12 protein-coding genes are annotated in these 15,480 nt (G+C 36.4%); 1 reads left to right on the forward strand and 11 read right to left on the reverse strand.

The window, feature by feature from the left end; genetic code table 11:
- Positions 1-381: 381 nt before the first annotated feature.
- From QNI22_RS14530 to QNI22_RS14580, 11 genes are all read right to left on the reverse strand, one after another.
- Positions 382-1,917, reverse strand: a complete 1,536-nt coding sequence (locus QNI22_RS14530; protein ID WP_314511605.1) for a DUF4153 domain-containing protein — start codon at positions 1,915-1,917, stop codon at positions 382-384.
- A gap of 106 nt (positions 1,918-2,023) precedes the next feature.
- Positions 2,024-3,562 carry a DUF4153 domain-containing protein gene (locus QNI22_RS14535; RefSeq protein ID WP_314511608.1) on the reverse strand — a complete coding sequence of 513 codons (1,539 nt, stop codon included), beginning with the start codon at positions 3,560-3,562 and terminating at the stop codon, positions 2,024-2,026.
- A 64-nt stretch (positions 3,563-3,626) separates the two neighbouring features.
- A complete protein-coding gene (locus QNI22_RS14540; protein ID WP_314511610.1) occupies positions 3,627-4,430 on the reverse strand; it encodes a hypothetical protein in 804 nt (267 codons plus the stop codon).
- Positions 4,431-4,437: 7 nt separating this feature from the next.
- On the reverse strand, positions 4,438-4,926 hold the full coding sequence (locus QNI22_RS14545) for a hypothetical protein (protein ID WP_313976627.1): 489 nt from the start codon (positions 4,924-4,926) through the stop codon (positions 4,438-4,440).
- Between the two features lie 47 nt (positions 4,927-4,973).
- The gene (locus QNI22_RS14550; protein WP_336620945.1) at positions 4,974-5,213 is read right to left on the reverse strand and encodes a winged helix-turn-helix domain-containing protein; all 240 of its coding nucleotides are present in this window, start codon (positions 5,211-5,213) and stop codon (positions 4,974-4,976) included.
- A 413-nt stretch (positions 5,214-5,626) separates the two neighbouring features.
- Positions 5,627-5,827, reverse strand: a complete 201-nt coding sequence (locus QNI22_RS14555; protein WP_314511611.1) for a hypothetical protein — start codon at positions 5,825-5,827, stop codon at positions 5,627-5,629.
- 414 nt (positions 5,828-6,241) lie between these two features.
- Entirely contained in the window at positions 6,242-6,865 is a 624-nt protein-coding gene (locus tag QNI22_RS14560; RefSeq protein WP_314511613.1) for a hypothetical protein, read from the reverse strand.
- Positions 6,866-7,419: 554 nt separating this feature from the next.
- The gene (locus QNI22_RS14565; RefSeq protein ID WP_314511615.1) at positions 7,420-8,133 is read right to left on the reverse strand and encodes a pyridoxine 5'-phosphate synthase; all 714 of its coding nucleotides are present in this window, start codon (positions 8,131-8,133) and stop codon (positions 7,420-7,422) included.
- 138 nt (positions 8,134-8,271) lie between these two features.
- Positions 8,272-8,547, reverse strand: a complete 276-nt coding sequence (locus tag QNI22_RS14570) for a UBP-type zinc finger domain-containing protein (RefSeq protein WP_314511618.1) — start codon at positions 8,545-8,547, stop codon at positions 8,272-8,274.
- 40 nt (positions 8,548-8,587) lie between these two features.
- Positions 8,588-10,249, reverse strand: coding sequence for an FAD-dependent oxidoreductase (locus tag QNI22_RS14575; protein ID WP_314511620.1), 1,662 nt, complete (start codon positions 10,247-10,249; stop codon positions 8,588-8,590).
- Positions 10,250-10,345: 96 nt separating this feature from the next.
- Positions 10,346-11,731, reverse strand: a complete 1,386-nt coding sequence (locus QNI22_RS14580; RefSeq protein ID WP_314511622.1) for an ATP-binding protein — start codon at positions 11,729-11,731, stop codon at positions 10,346-10,348.
- A 528-nt stretch (positions 11,732-12,259) separates the two neighbouring features.
- On the opposite strand from QNI22_RS14580, the gene QNI22_RS14585 reads away from it, so the two are divergent.
- Positions 12,260-15,439, forward strand: a complete 3,180-nt coding sequence (locus QNI22_RS14585) for a SusC/RagA family TonB-linked outer membrane protein (protein ID WP_314511624.1) — start codon at positions 12,260-12,262, stop codon at positions 15,437-15,439.
- Positions 15,440-15,480: the final 41 nt, after the last annotated feature.

The raw sequence follows: 15,480 nt of genomic DNA on the forward strand, positions 1-15,480 counted from the left end.
CAGGGAGTTGCGTAATAAGTGTACATATGTAAAAACAATAAAATGTACATAGGGACAAGAATGTTAAATCGTTGTATGTACGTGCCTGCCTTATTGTGTGGTTAAGGCTAATCACTAATAAGACCACTTCTAATGGAAAATGCCATAGCATACTTATTAACCCAAGTACACCTATATGTAATTTGGTAGTCGGTAACAAGAACTTTTGAAGCCAGATGTCAATGAACGTACTAATCTGATCTGATATGAAATATGCAATAACAATGCACCAGTGAACAAATGAGATGAGTATGTATATAAGTGAAAATGTATAGATATGGTTTTTATCAGGGTTGGTCAATGAATATGATTTCATGTTTCTGCAGATAAAATAAAAATATCCTATTGATTCCTTGAGTTAAAATACTGATAGGCTTGATAGTCAGCATAATTCCACGATAACCATGTGTATTCCTGATATTCTTTCTGAAATTTTTCGATTCGGTAGTAGAGGTATTCGTTCATTGAAATTTGATTCCTCTTGCTATCATGTATTTTTCCTGTACTAAGTATATCCTGAATTTTTGTTCGATTCTTAACAAGGATTGGTAATGCTTTATCCGAACGCGTTAGTTGATATTCCAGATCGATCTTTGAGTTAAGCTTTGGATGTTGCAGATTATAGGACACAATAAAAACGTCCCAGTTAACCAATGTCAATAGAATAAACATTCCGTATGCTGCCCAGCTATTGATTCGTAACAGATAAAAGAAGGACTTTTTCTGACTGATTTTCTGATACAATGTGAACAAGCCTATATAGGTAAGTATTAGAAAAATGACAACACCTACACGTTTATAAGCGAGCCCATGTTCATGAAAGTAATAATAACATCGTAAGAGAACAGAAAGCCCTAATATTCCATTCTGAATGATCCATAGATAGGCAGCCTGTTTTAATAGTGTGTTTTTTGTGTAAAAATTAATGTTTTTACGAAAGTAGAATAGTAATATTCCCATTGATAGAAGGATACTCAGAAGTAACATGTTTGCTCCTTCATGGAGAAGAATGGAGAAATCGGTAATTTCTTTGTAATCAAAGTTGATCCATAACCAGTATATATCCGCACAGTTCTCTGCGAATATTAAAATGTTAACAGAGATGACCAGAATCAAAGCTCCTGTGTATTCATTTTTTAGTGCGAGATTTTTTACTCTATGATGTAGTTTATTTTTGGTCATTCTTCGCTGACGGGCAAGCCAGTTGTTTTGTAAGCTTTCATGTTGTAGTAAAGTATCAAAAGGCTTATAGTATAGAATTGAACCTAGCAAATAAAAGCCGGAGAGAAAAAACGTAAACCAGGGTATTGAAAAATTGGTGAATAATGACTCCAGAAGAGTATAGAAAGAATGAAATAGTGTATCAGTTAAATCACTGAAAATGGGGTTAGCTGTCTTAAAAATAGCAAAGAAGATCCCAAAAAATAGCAGTGGGACAAATGAAAATCGAAATTGAGCCAGTGAACGTCCTACTTGAGTATGTTTTACCTTTGACTGGATTATCCAGGCTTGTACACCATTGAAATAGTTAGGCATCACTTGAGAGAAATTGACTATATAGGCTGCTAATGGATTGTAAATAGTTCGATAACGATATTCATGTAGCAGTCCGGTCATAATCATAAATGAAGTGGTAAAGACTAGTTTGCTAATAAGCGTATTGTGCCACACTACCATAATTGCTGATAATAAGGTAAAAGCAATTGAGATTCTTACTGAAGTAATCTTCAAACTTTCCTGGTAGGAGTACAGCAAGATTGAAATCAACAGTATGGAAAATAACAACAGGTTTATTCCCAGCTTTTCATTCCAGAAAAAGATATTGAAGAGTAAACCTAGTGTTATAAAACATAAGCCTTTTACTAAAATAGTTTTCATAGTGTAGGAAATGGTATTCTATAATCTAAGTTTCAGAGAATCTGATCAAACAAAATGTCAGCACGATGGACTATTAATTTTTCTTTTATTGGCGAGTACATTTTGTTTACTTCTGCGTAGTCTTAAAATACTGATAAGCTTGATAGTCAGTATAATTCCATGATAACCATGAGTAAGTAGGATATTCAGTGATAAAATGCTGAATACGATCTTCCAGGTATTGCTTCTTGGTAGAATTATCAAATCGATAGGATTTGTCATCCATACGCTGACTTTCTAGTTCCTTGCTTATGCGATTCTTATATTGATCCAATAAGGGAAGCGTTTTATCCGATCTGCTTAGCAAAAATTCCAGGTCAATACCCATTTTAACATTGGGATGTTGCAGATTATAGGACACAATAAAAACGTCCCAGTTAACCAATGTCAATAGAATAAACATTCCGTATGCTGCCCAGCTATTGATTCGTAACAGATAAAAGAAGGACTTTTTCTGACTGATTTTCTGATACAATGTGAACAAGCCTACATAGGTAAGTATTAGAAAGACTACAACACCAATACGTTTGTAAGCCAAGCCATACTCATGAATGTAATGATAACAACGCAACAGGACTGAGAACCCCAGAATACAGTTCTGAATAATCCATAGATAGGAGCTTTGGAGGAGCAGCTTGTTATTTTTGTAGAAGTTAAGACTACGACGAAAATAGAAGAGAAGAATACCCATAGAAAGCAGAATACTTAGAATCAGCATATAGGTGCCTTCATGAACTAGCTTGGCAAGATTCCCTGCTGTGCTATAATCAAAGTTAAACCACAGCCAACGAATGTCGATAATATTTACAATTAGCAATAAGACATTGACAGATATGATTAAGATAAGTGCAGTAGTGTATTCGTTTTTTAAACCTACAAGGCTAAAATTAATGTGTTGACTTTTTACAAATCGTCTTTGTCGTGTAATTATGTTTGTATGTTTTTGCTCACTTGCAAGAAGTTGTGGATAGTACATGTAGTATAAAAAAGATCCTATCAGGTATAATCCACTTACAATAAATAGAATGCGAACAAATGAGATATTGGCAAATAATTGGTCAAAGAATGTTGCAATAGAATTAAAGAAACTATCACTCAGGTCACTGAAAACAGGATTGGCGATTTTGAATATTGAAAAGAAGATGCTGAAAAATACCAGAGGGATAAGCGAGAAGCGCAATTGATACAACGATTTGCCTGTTTTCGTAGAACTTAACTTCGATTGTTCAGACCAATATTTCCACTCACTGATAAAGTTAGGGATTACAGCAAAGAAATTGAATACATAACTTGCCAGTGCATTGTAGACAGTTCTGTATTCTCTGACATGAATAAAGCCTGCCATAATCAGGAATGAGGTAATATGGGCTAGTTTACTTGTCAGGGAATTATGCCAGACTACCATGATAAGAGATAGAATGGTAAATAAGGTAGAGATTCTGACATTTGTAGCTTTCCAACTTTGTGGATAGAAATAAAATAGAGATGCAATCAGAAGTGTAGAAAATAATAATAGATTAATTCCCAACTTTTCTTGCCAGAAAACATAGTTGTAAACTAATGTTAGCAGACACAGAATGGTAAGTTTAAAAGAAGATGGTTTCATAGTTATGCTATAGTTATGTTGGTGTATTGCATCGATGCAGATGAGCCTAGATGGCAGGATGGTCTCAAAGACCTTCCCATTCATCTGCAAATGTTTCAGAAACTGAGGATACTCTCTTAGTGTTAAATGGATAGTATTTAGGATAGGGTTTTGAGGTCTGAGCCTGGGTATTGAATAAGTAAAATTTAGCGATACCCCATAGAAAAAGTGCTTCTCCAATACAGAAGACCCACCATGGATAATATGTTGGTACATACACTGCTATTTCTGCGAACAAAGCAGCTTGTTTGCCCGGCGACCATAACGCAGATAATCCATGGTGTTGTTGGACAAAAACCAGATAATCATAGACAAAGCTACCAATTACGATTACACAACCTGCCAGCCAAAGCCGAACAGTTTGTCGTGGTATACGAATACTAAATTGGTTATTACTTAACCAGACAACTACCCCTGTAAATAAGATCATTGTCATGGCTACCAGGCAAGGGGCTAATACAGGGCCTACCCATGTTACCGGAATCAGAAACAGTACATCCCAGGTAAAAAGAGATTCTGGCCACCCCAAGAGCAGATAAAGAAATACATAGTAGAAGATGTCCCAAACTGCAAAGCTATACAGGAAGAAGGCAAACCGCTGTACTGGAGTTTTGCCTGTGAGCCAACCTATTCCCCATAACATAATCATAGTGGCTGCTTCCCGTAAGAATTCTGTTAGGGCAACATTTGGGTGAATAGGAGCTAAGGGGAACTTAAATCCCTCCGGATAATATATGACCCGAAGATAAACTACTACTGCTGTTTCCAAAAAGCCCATTGCAATGCTAAAAGCAGTGAGCCAGAGAATATGTTTTGCTGAAATTCTCATAGACAGATTATTTTGTTTGAGTTGAGTATAAAAGTTCTTTTTGTACAGATTTTAAGTCATTAGGGAGTAATTGGCAGAAATCAATGGCACTTATATTGGTGGAAGTTTGATAGCCTCGTAAAATATCTTTATAGAATACACACCATTGATCAGGCATTAGAATAAAACCAAGGCACACTGCAAATACTACGGAAAATATTGCATGACCATTGCCCAGCATAAAACATTGTAGTTGAACTTCTCCTTCTGCTGTCATTTCATAATCAAGGAGAATATGTTTTGCATCATGGGATTCATAATGTGGTATTAATGTGAAATTATATGTATCCAGCACCTGTGCTATTTTATATCCAAAACTTTCAGGAGGATATACTCGCATAGCTTCCAGGCCAATATCCCATTTTAATGGTTCTGAAAATCGCCAGACAAAAGGTTTTGCGTATTCGATAATGCTTACTAGTAGCCATGATCTGAACCTTCGGTAAATACTAAACATTGTTGTTGTTAAAGTACTTTGAATTTCAAAGTGGATGGGTAAAAAAATTATAAGTTGCTTTTAATCAGCGTTTCCAAAGCTTTTAAATGTTCATTGAAAGCTTTTTTCCCTTCTTCAGTTGCTTGATATGTTGTGTTAGGTTTCCGACCTACAAATTGTTTCTGGACAGCAATGTAACTTTGTTCTTCCAGAGCCCGCAAGTGACTGGCAAGATTACCATCTGTCAGATTCAATAGCTCTTTCAGACTATTAAAATCCATTTGATCATTTACCATCAATACCGACATAATCCCTAACCGGGCTTTGCTCTCAAATGCTTTATTTAGATTTTCAAGTAATTCTTTCACTTTGCTTTGAATTTATCGTGATCTGCTCCTGCCACTGTAAAAGTATTGTTAAAAATGCAATTTTTATAGCTTTTCATAAGCAAGAACAGAAGCTGGTATACTTTCGGTTTCTAATTTCGTGTGTCCAGACCAATTATTTTTTACTTTTGATACTATTGATTCCAGAGGTGGAAGCATGTTGTGTAATTCCTGTGTTTTAATGATAAAGTTCTATAAAGGTTCAAACTTTTTCCAGCCACCTGCATACGTGAGATGTTTGATTTTATGTTCCAGCTTTTCATGTTGCCAACTGGCTTTGACTATATTAGTCCAGCTGTAAAACCAAACATACTCTGCTTTCAGTTCTTCTATTGTTAAGTTAGTAGTTTTGTAACAACATGGCGGGTATCATACATATCCCAGTTCTTATTTATGATCCGATCGGCCTTTTCCATATGTGCATATAATTGTGTTCCTGAATATGGAGTAAGAACATGGAAAGTAGCAGTTGTAATCGCATTCTCTACCACCCAGTCAACTGTATGTTTGAATACATCACAGGTATTTTCATCCATGCCAAATACAACTTCTATTAATCATTATGTCTAGATCATGACGCCGTTTGATTGCTTTCTGGTACTTTTTTCTCAGGTCTTATTTATAGGTTTTAAATTGCTTAATAAGGCGATTTAAAACCTATAAATAAGCTTCTTAGTCCAGCTTTTGCTGCTTTTTCATTCAGACTACCTTTTAGAATTACAGTATGGTAGAAGCTCTCTGAAAAACTCTGTTCATTCCTTTCCTACCTTCAAACAAACCCTCTGTAAATTTTATGTTTCTCAATAGATGGTTATTCAGAAAGTAAAGATGTTTAACCGGAAGTCTATCAATTTCTGCAAGTGCAGCATCTATAATCTGTGTATAACCAGAAGAATAAATTTGACTTTCATATGTCATATATATATACATGATGGGAAATGAGAAAGTCACTACTTTTCATATTTTCGATACATGACTATGCCATAGATGATGTGTAAGATTCCAAAACCAATTGCCCAGAAAAGAAGACCATACCCAATAAAAAACGTGGCAATCAAACCAAGAATAATTTCACAGATTCCAAGATAGCGTATATCATGAAGTGTGTATTTGCTCCCATTTATTAAAGCCAGACCATAGAAAACCAGCATGCTGGGAGCGATGATACCAATATAACCCTGATAAAGAAACGCCAGACAAAATACTCCTCCTGTCACTAAAGGAATCATCATGTTAATAGTCAGTCGCTGAGCTGTTTTACTCCAAATTGCCTGACCTTTCTTTCTAGCTTGGCGGACTGTGAAAATCATCGCTACAACAAAAGACAAAAACAAGGTTATCACCGCATCCAGCACAAGTAGCCATAATACCTGTGTATGATCCAGAGCCGCTCGATAATCGGTATAGAAAAAAGAATCGGACTGTAGGATAACAAAGGCTGCGGCTGCACCAAACAACGCAAAAATACCTGCAGATACCCCTGATAAGCCGCTTAATGAGATAAATCGGGATGACTTTTCCATCAGGTCCCGGATTTCGTGTAGTGTGTCTAGATGATCTTTGGGTTGATTCATATAAAAGTACTTTGTAGTGCAAAGTAATGTGAATGGAAATTAATTTCCAACAGCCTTTTAAAATTTTTCGTCGAAAAACTAAATGTTTGTCTTTGATCTAAATGAAAGTTCTATCTATATGGGATTTTAAGTGTCACTTCAACTGTATTAGCTGACCTTGTTAGCCATGAAAGTGATCAGAGTTGTAACTGATCTTGTTCCGCAACTGAAACTCTGGTTATGATGATAACTAGTTAGACTATGGTCAAAGTGGCAATTGAAGGCTAAATGATTGGAAAACTGTTTAGCATAGGACATGACCATGCTTCAAATCACTTTACAAAATGACCGGAACTATGGTTGCTTTTCTGAAATATTCGAATTCTGTTCACTTTTATCTTTGACCGGAAGTATGGTCACTCATGAAAAATATCCGAATACTAATCAGACTATTCGCTGATGAGAGTTCTTATAAGCAAAACAGCTTCTACGCTTTTTATAAAAAACATAGAAGCTGTTCTTGTTAGCTTTTCAGCTAAAATGAAGTTATGCCCGAAATTTGGACTGATTTATGTTTAGCGTAATTCTTTGAGATACATTTGAATGGTATTTTCCAAACCAAAATATAATGCATCACAAACAAGGGCGTGACCAATTGAAACTTCCTGTAAATTAGGAAGATGTTCTTTCAGATAATGTAAATTATTGAGATCCAGATCATGACCTGCATTTAATCCCAAACCAACTTCTGATGCAACCCGGGCAGCGTGTGCAAATGGTAATACTGCTTCTTCACGATTGAGCTGGTAATGGGTCGCGTAACTTTCAGTATAGAGTTCGATTCGATCTGTGCCTGTGTGTGAAGCTCCTTCTACCATTTTTTCTATGGGATCTACAAAAATAGAGGTACGAATACCATAGCTTTTTAATTCTGCTATAATATCCTGAAGCATACTTCTATGCTGGATAGTATCCCAGCCAAAACTGGACGTTATTGCCTCTGGAGGATCTGGGACTAAAGTAGCTTGAGTAGGTTGTACTCGTTTAACCAACTCCATATATCTGGCATCCGGGTAACCTTCGATATTAAATTCTGTTGTAACTATTTCCTTTAATTCAATAACGTCACGATATCGTATATGACGTTCATCTGGACGTGGATGTACCGTTATTCCTTCTGCTCCAAATCGTTCACAATCCTGTGCAACCCGAATTACATTGGGGTTATTTCCCCCACGAGAATTGCGCAGTGTGGCAATTTTATTAATATTAACAGATAACTTGGTCATTGGCTGTAAATGGTATTATAGTTTTGTTTCAGTAAATGTTCCAAAGTAAAGGCTATTTGGTAATACTATCAATCAAAACTTTTGTATTCTGAGTAATAAAAATTTTTAATCTCTTTTCTGAAAACAAACTCTCCCTTCCTAATATTCCGCAAAGCTGGAGTCTGTATAACACCAAAACCATTGTTCTCCGGGTTCAGCAGAGATAACTACAGGATGACCTGTTCGATGAAAATGTTTGGTTGCATGTTTATTAGGTGACGAATCACAACATAAAGTAACGCCACAGGTTTGACAAGTACGTAGATGCAGCCATGGACTGCCTGACTGGATACATTCTTCACATACATACTCTTTGGCGATTTTTAGTTCTTTAATATCCAGAATATGTTGACAGGCGATTGGTTCGATAGACATACAGTAAAAAGCTTAGAGATCAAATAAAATGGGATAATAGTTATATTTCTGCCAGGTACTTGTGTACAAAGCTGATCGCCATAGCCCCTTCTCCCACAGCTGAGGCGACTCTGTTCATAGCTGTTGCCCGTACATCACCTGAAGCAAAGATACCTGGAACACATGTTTCCAGAGGATATGGCTCCCGTTCCAGTTTCCATGATTTCTTAAAATTGGGATAAAGAAATAAATTGCGGCCTGTCTCTATAAATCCACGAGGATCTTTAAACAGATTGATAGGCATCCAGTCTGTAAAAGGCTTTGCTCCAATAAAGATAAATAAAGAATCGGCATGTAAAGTTTGTACATCGCCTGAGTTCAGCTCTTTTATATCCAGTTCCTGAAGATGCCCGTTGCCTCGTGCTTCCACAATTTCAGAACAAGGTAGTAGCCGGATATTGGGTGTATCCTTAATTTGATCAATCAGATAATGAGACATAGTCTCAGTTAAATCAGGACGACGAATGACAATATAGACAGTTTTTGCATATTGAGACAAGTACATAGCTCCTTGTCCGGCAGAGTTGCCGCCACCTACAACAAAAACCTCCCGATCTCTACATCCATTGGCTTCTGTAGTTGCTGCGCCATAGTATACACCCGCTCCGGTAAAATCAGAAACACCTTTGGTATCAAGTTTACGATAATCTACTCCTGTAGCGATAATCAGACTTCTGGTATTGATTTTTGCTCCAGTTGAAAGAGTTAGTATTTTGTAATTATCCTGTAACTCAATATCGACTACTTCTGCTGGCGACAGAAATTCTACACCAAAGCGTGTTGCCTGGGTTATTGCTCTTCTTGAGAGGTCTGAACCGCTGAGACCTGAAGGAAATCCAAGGTAATTTTCAATGCGTGAACTTGTACCTGCCTGACCACCAGGTGCCCGTTTTTCGATAAGCAATGTTTTGAGCCCTTCAGACCCTCCATATACAGCCGCAGATAGTCCGGCAGGCCCAGCTCCAATAATAACAACATCGTATAATTCGGCTGAAGCATGAGGTTTTAAGCCCAGTCTTTCTGCTATTTCCGTCACGGAAGGATCTTTTAAGTAAGTACCATCTTCAAGCAAAACAACCGGAAGTTCTTTCATATCAATGAAATAGGTTGCCAGCAACTCTTTAGCTTTGTCACTGGTTTCAACATCCATCCATTGATAGGGGAATAAATTACCTGAAAGAAAATCTTTTATTTCATGAGATTTTGGGGAAAACTGGAATCCAATAACTCGTAATCCTTCATAATCAGGAGTATAGTTGTTTTGCCAGGCTTCCAGTAAATCATTTAATACTGGAAACATTTTTTCTTCAGGCGGGTCCCATGGCTTCATCAGATAGTAATCCAGTTGTACATCATTGATCGCCTTAATAGCAGCATCTGTATCTGAATAGGCAGTCAGAAGGACTCTCTTGGCTTCGGGAAATTCTTTTTTGGCTTTACTCAGATAGTCAACTCCCAGCATTTCTGGCATGCGTTGATCTGAGATTAGCATGGCTACTGTTTCATTTTTCTTTTTTAATTCTTTAAGTGCATTAAGTGCTTCACTAGCAGATTCTGTACTAAGAATTTTATAATCTTTTCGATAAGTATTTCGTAAATCCCGCGAAAGAGCCCGCAACACCTGAGGGTCATCATCGACAGCAATAATAATAGGTTGTTTCATTTCTATGCGGTTAAACAATCAAGTGGGTAAATGTGTGATGTATGGTTCTCTGAGAATTATTTCCTAAAACTATCGCAAAAAGTAAAGTTACACCAATTAATCAATAGGCAGACAAACGTTGAATTCTGTTTGCCCTGGTTTAGAGTTAACTTTTATCTTTCCATTGTGCTGTTTGATAATACTTTGTACAATCTCAAGCCCAAGTCCTGTTCCTTTGCCAACAGGCTTTGTTGTAAAAAACGGATCAAATATCATTCCTATGATTTCTTCAGGAATACCTATCCCATTATCGACAATTTTAGTTATGATAAAATTTCTATCTTTAAAGGACTTAATATGAAGCTGTCCATGATCTTCCATGGCATCAATAGCATTATCTATCAAATTAGTCCAGACCTGGTTCATTTCTCCTATATTAATATTAATCTGAGGTAAATCGTTTGGAATATCAAGTTTTACTTCAATATTTTTTGTTTTTAGTTTGTGTTGCAGGATGGTTAAGGTGCTTTGTATGCCTTCTCTTAAATTTACTTTTTGTTTATCCGTTCCTCCATCCATATGAGAATATTCTTTAATGGCTTTGACTAGTTTTGAAATTCTTGTTGAAGCTTCTGCAATTTCATTTACCATTTTTTCTGTGGTAAGTACATTGCATAACCAATCCAACACAGAGGAAAGATGGCTTGTTGAGACCTTCTGATTGATAAAATCTAAATCATTCGCTGTCAGATCATAATCGACAAAACACTCTGCTAATTCGTATGCATTGTTTAGTCCATGTTCTTCAAGCCAATCCGTTAATTCATCTTCCAGAGAAGTTCTTTCCATGAGTGAAATATTGATTCTGGGACCAGCTTTGATCTTAGAAAATAATACTTCATTGACCTGATCTACTTGCTCTGCTGTTAGTTGCATGGAAACTACTTTTTTGAGCTTTAAAGGAACAGAGTTTAGGTGTTTTTTTAGTGCATCTGAACTTCTAATAACAGCAGATGCTGGGTTATTAAGTTCATGAGCAAGTCCGGCTGAAAGCTTTCCCAAAGAAATCATTTTTTCATTCTGTTGCTGAAACTTTGTAAAGTCTCTAACCCGATCAATCATCAGATGAACTAGCATTTCTGTTAACTCATATTGTGTTTGAATCATCTCTGGAAAATAATCTGTATGTAAAGCCAGTAATAGGGTAGGGTCTACTGCTACTCCGTTTCCATTGGCCTTTTGGAGACGAGAGTAGGGCAGACTTCCTCCTATATGACCTTTTTCATTATACCCAAACTCTATCTGTTGATTTCCCTGCATGAAAAAAATGCGCAGGCGACCTTTCAGTACAATAAAAAGTTTATCCACCAGATCTCCTTTTCGGAATGCATAGTCTCCTATTTCTAGGGTTAGGAGTTCACTATGATCTGTTAACCATTGGATTTGATCTTTAGGGACAGAGGAAAGGTGTTCGTTAGATTCTAGTTCTTGTTGTATATCCATAAATCAATAGTGAATAAGAGATTGACATTATCGGAACTCTATACTTGTAATAACGCGAAACGGATTTAAAAAAAATATAGGTAAATAAAAATTGTATTTTATTTATACAGTGTATATACCTTTTTGATGCCTGCCTCATGTTTGATGAAAATATGGTTTAAACAATACACCATGCTATTTGTATAAATTTTATAGACGTTTGATAAAGTTGTATTTCTATTTATGGTGAACATAAAATTTATTTCGATGATAATATTGCTGTTTATTTTGTTTTTTAGTTATTTGGCAGAATAATTTTAGGTTTCAAAATGATATTTTAGTTTTTTTTCTTCTTTACGTGGATTATTATTTGCTGTGTAGATGCTTTCTGAATATATAAATAATGATGGAGATATATTACATGTTATACAAAATAGTGATTAAAGAGCTTTGGTTGAAATTTACAAATATGTGATTTTTTTTATATGTATAGATAGGCTATGGATTAATTAAGTTTCTCTTCAAAAACCAAACTTTAAACCTTGATTTATGAAAAAAATTCTACTGGTTTGTTTAAAATTTCTGCTTTGTGCTGGGTATTTATTTGCACAGGATAGGGTAATTACCGGAAAGGTTACAGATTCTGGTGATCATACCCCACTTCCTGGAGTAAATATCCTTATTAAGGGAACGAACAGGGGAACAAGTACAGATTCTAATGGAAAGTTCCAGTTGTCAGTACCTAATGAGACTCAGACATTAGTGTTTTCCTTTATTGGCTTTGTTACCAAAGAGGTCTCTATTGGTAATAATTCTGCAATTGATGTTGCATTGGACAGTGATGTTCACTCATTGCAAGAGGTGGTTATTGGAGCATTAGGAATTCAACGTCAATCGAAAGAATTGGGCTATTCTGTCGGCAAAGTAAAGTCAGATGAGCTTAATCAGGCAAAAGCATTGAATGCAGCAACTGCACTTTCCGGAAAAGTAGCAGGACTTCAGGTAAATACTATAAACAATGGTGTTAATCCTTCAACGCGTATTGTATTAAGAGGTAATCGTTCTTTGGTTGGAGATAATCAGGCCTTGGTTGTAATAGATGGTGTACAGGTTCCTCAGGATGCTATCAATTATCTGAATCCAAATGATATAGAAAGTATAAATGTTCTTAAGGGAGCAAATGCTGCTGCCTTATATGGGTCTTCTGCTTCAAATGGAGCCTTGATTATTACGACAAAAAGAGGAGCAACTCCAGAGCCACGAATTACTTTTACAAACACGTCAAGTTTGGAAAGTATAAGTTTTATGCCAAAGTTCAATGATAGATTTGGTGGTGGAACTGAGAATTATAGCCGTATTTTTGTTCCATTTGAAAATCAATCCTATGGTCCGGAATACACTACAGGGCCAGTAGAGTCTTCTGTTGATGGAGCTGTTGAAGGAACATTAATTCCTGTAGGGCGAGAGTTGGAAGATGGTACTCGTCAAAAAATACCCTATTTGCCATTAAAAGATGAAAGACGGAAAGCATTTGATGTTGGACGTACTACTCAAAATGACTTTTCAATCCAAGTAGGTGATAAGTCAGGAGGTTTTTTCTTTTCCTTACAGGATGTTGTTACAAAAGGTGTTTTGCCTGGTGATGAATATAGAAGAACTGGTGGACGTTTTAATGCGGATCGTACCTATAAAGGTTTAAAAGCCGGATTTAATCTGGCCTATTCTCAGGTAGCTACCAATACTACTAACTCTAATTTTTATAACAATATATTAAACACTCCATCTTATATTCCTATTTCAACATATAGAAACTGGCGTGATTATAAGAATGCGGATGGTTCTTTGAATTACGCTAACCCAAATAACTATTACAATGATTATTTTGATAATCCTTATTTTAGTAAAGATATCAACCGGAATTCAAATCGGGTAGGATATTTGACTGGAGGATTTGATCTTTCCTATCAGGCAACAAGTTGGCTTTCTTTTGCTTATCGTGCAGGTCTTACATATAACACATACAGTGGAAAAAACTGGTCTGAAAAATTTACTTACACCGATTTTGCTAAAGCTTCTGGTAAATACAATGCAAAAGACCTTGCTGGTAGTGCTGGTGATTACAGTGCTTATGAAAGTCAGATTAATACTGATTTCTTAATCACTATGAAAAAGAATATAGGAGTATTTTCTGGTACATTGATTTTGGGTAATAATATTCGCCAGAAAACCTCTAAATATGTTAATGCAGGTATTTCTTCTTTGGTTATATCTGGATTATACAATCTTAATAACCTAACAGGACAGCCTACTGCTGGTGAAAGCAACTTTACTTCTCGCTTACTGGGCTTTTATGGTGATTTTACCTTAGGATATAGAGACTTCTTGTTTGTGCATGCATCCGCCCGTGAGGATGTGACCTCTGTTCTGGCACCAGAAAATCGCAGTTATTTTTATCCTGGTGTTGATGTTTCGTTGGTTCTTTCTGATATGATTCCAGCAATTAAAAACAGCAACACAATCACTTATGCAAAGCTAACAGCTGCAGCTACAAAAGTGGGTGGCGTTAATGTTGGTCCATATGAATTACAGACTGTGTTTAACACAAGTGGTGGATTTCCCTATGGTAGTCTGCCAGGATTTACATATGGGAACACAATAAAAGATCCTTTATTAAAGCCAGAGTTTACGACATCTTATGAAGTAGGTGGAGAATTGGGCTTGTTTAATAACAGAGTGAATCTAGAGTTGGCATATTATAGTCAAAAGACTACTAATCAGACTGTAAGTATTGATATCTCTGGTACAACAGGCTTTTCAAGAGCTACTATCAATACCGGGGCAATGCTTAACCGGGGATACGAGGTTACGCTTAAAGGAACTCCTGTAAATACAAGTTATGGTTTAAAGTGGGATGTGAATTTGAATTATAGCTATATAGATAATAAAATTTTATCTCTATATGAAGGTCTGGATGAAATCAACCTAAGTTCCTATTATGGAGTTGTTAACTCAAGTCTTTATCAGGTATTTGCCCGTGTAGGAGAACAATATCCTATTATGAAAGTAGTTGCCTACAAGAGAGACCCTCAGGGACGTGTTATTGTAGATGCAAACACAGGATATCCTGTTAAGGATCCTAATCTGAAGTCTATGGGGCAAACTAATCCGAAGCACAGATTGGGGTTATCTACTACGGTTAAGTACAAAGGGCTAGCATTGAGCGCATTGGCTGAGTATAGAGGTGGCAATGTCGTAGCTCATGGTTTAGCTGAAACTATGTGGTTTACAGGTCTGGCTGGACCAACGACAAATTATGGTCGTGAGCGCTTTATCTTCCCTAACTCTGTTTACCAATCCGGATCAAATGCAGATGGAACACCTGTCTATGTTGAGAACAAAGATGTTGCATTGAAAGATGGTGGTTTAGGTGCATGGGACAGTAATTTAAGAAATATAGGAGAGAATTTTGTGACTAGTGGAGCCTTCTGGAAATTAAGAGAGGTTTCATTAAGCTATGACCTGCCTACAGCTTTATTGTCTAAGACAAAAGTATTAAAAACTGCTAAAATTAGCCTTGTAGGTAGAAACTTGTTGACTTTACTTCCTAAGGCTAATGTGTATACCGATCCCGAGTTTAATAATACTACTACTAATGCTGTTGGAGTTAATGCCACATACATTACTCCTCCAACACGTACCTATGGTTTTTCTGTGTCTGTTGGTCTTTAATAAGTAGTATTATAATAACAACCCTTAACGTAAGAAACTCA

The sequence above is a fragment of the Xanthocytophaga agilis genome (assembly GCF_030068605.1).
GTDB lineage: Bacteria > Bacteroidota > Bacteroidia > Cytophagales > 172606-1 > Xanthocytophaga > Xanthocytophaga agilis.

Coding starts and splice junctions, on each gene's coding strand:
- QNI22_RS14540 (WP_314511610.1), bottom strand. CDS start 4,430: ATGAGAATTTCAGCAAAACATATTCTCTGGCTCACTGCTTTTAGCATT.
- QNI22_RS14555 (WP_314511611.1), bottom strand. CDS start 5,827: ATGGATGAAAATACCTGTGATGTATTCAAACATACAGTTGACTGGGTG.
- QNI22_RS14550 (WP_336620945.1), bottom strand. CDS start 5,213: ATGTCGGTATTGATGGTAAATGATCAAATGGATTTTAATAGTCTGAAA.
- QNI22_RS14545 (WP_313976627.1), bottom strand. CDS start 4,926: ATGTTTAGTATTTACCGAAGGTTCAGATCATGGCTACTAGTAAGCATT.
- QNI22_RS14560 (WP_314511613.1), bottom strand. CDS start 6,865: ATGAATCAACCCAAAGATCATCTAGACACACTACACGAAATCCGGGAC.
- QNI22_RS14580 (WP_314511622.1), bottom strand. CDS start 11,731: ATGGATATACAACAAGAACTAGAATCTAACGAACACCTTTCCTCTGTC.
- QNI22_RS14575 (WP_314511620.1), bottom strand. CDS start 10,249: ATGAAACAACCTATTATTATTGCTGTCGATGATGACCCTCAGGTGTTG.
- QNI22_RS14535 (WP_314511608.1), bottom strand. CDS start 3,562: ATGAAACCATCTTCTTTTAAACTTACCATTCTGTGTCTGCTAACATTA.
- QNI22_RS14585 (WP_314511624.1), top strand. CDS start 12,260: ATGAAAAAAATTCTACTGGTTTGTTTAAAATTTCTGCTTTGTGCTGGG.
- QNI22_RS14565 (WP_314511615.1), bottom strand. CDS start 8,133: ATGACCAAGTTATCTGTTAATATTAATAAAATTGCCACACTGCGCAAT.
- QNI22_RS14530 (WP_314511605.1), bottom strand. CDS start 1,917: ATGAAAACTATTTTAGTAAAAGGCTTATGTTTTATAACACTAGGTTTA.
- QNI22_RS14570 (WP_314511618.1), bottom strand. CDS start 8,547: ATGTCTATCGAACCAATCGCCTGTCAACATATTCTGGATATTAAAGAA.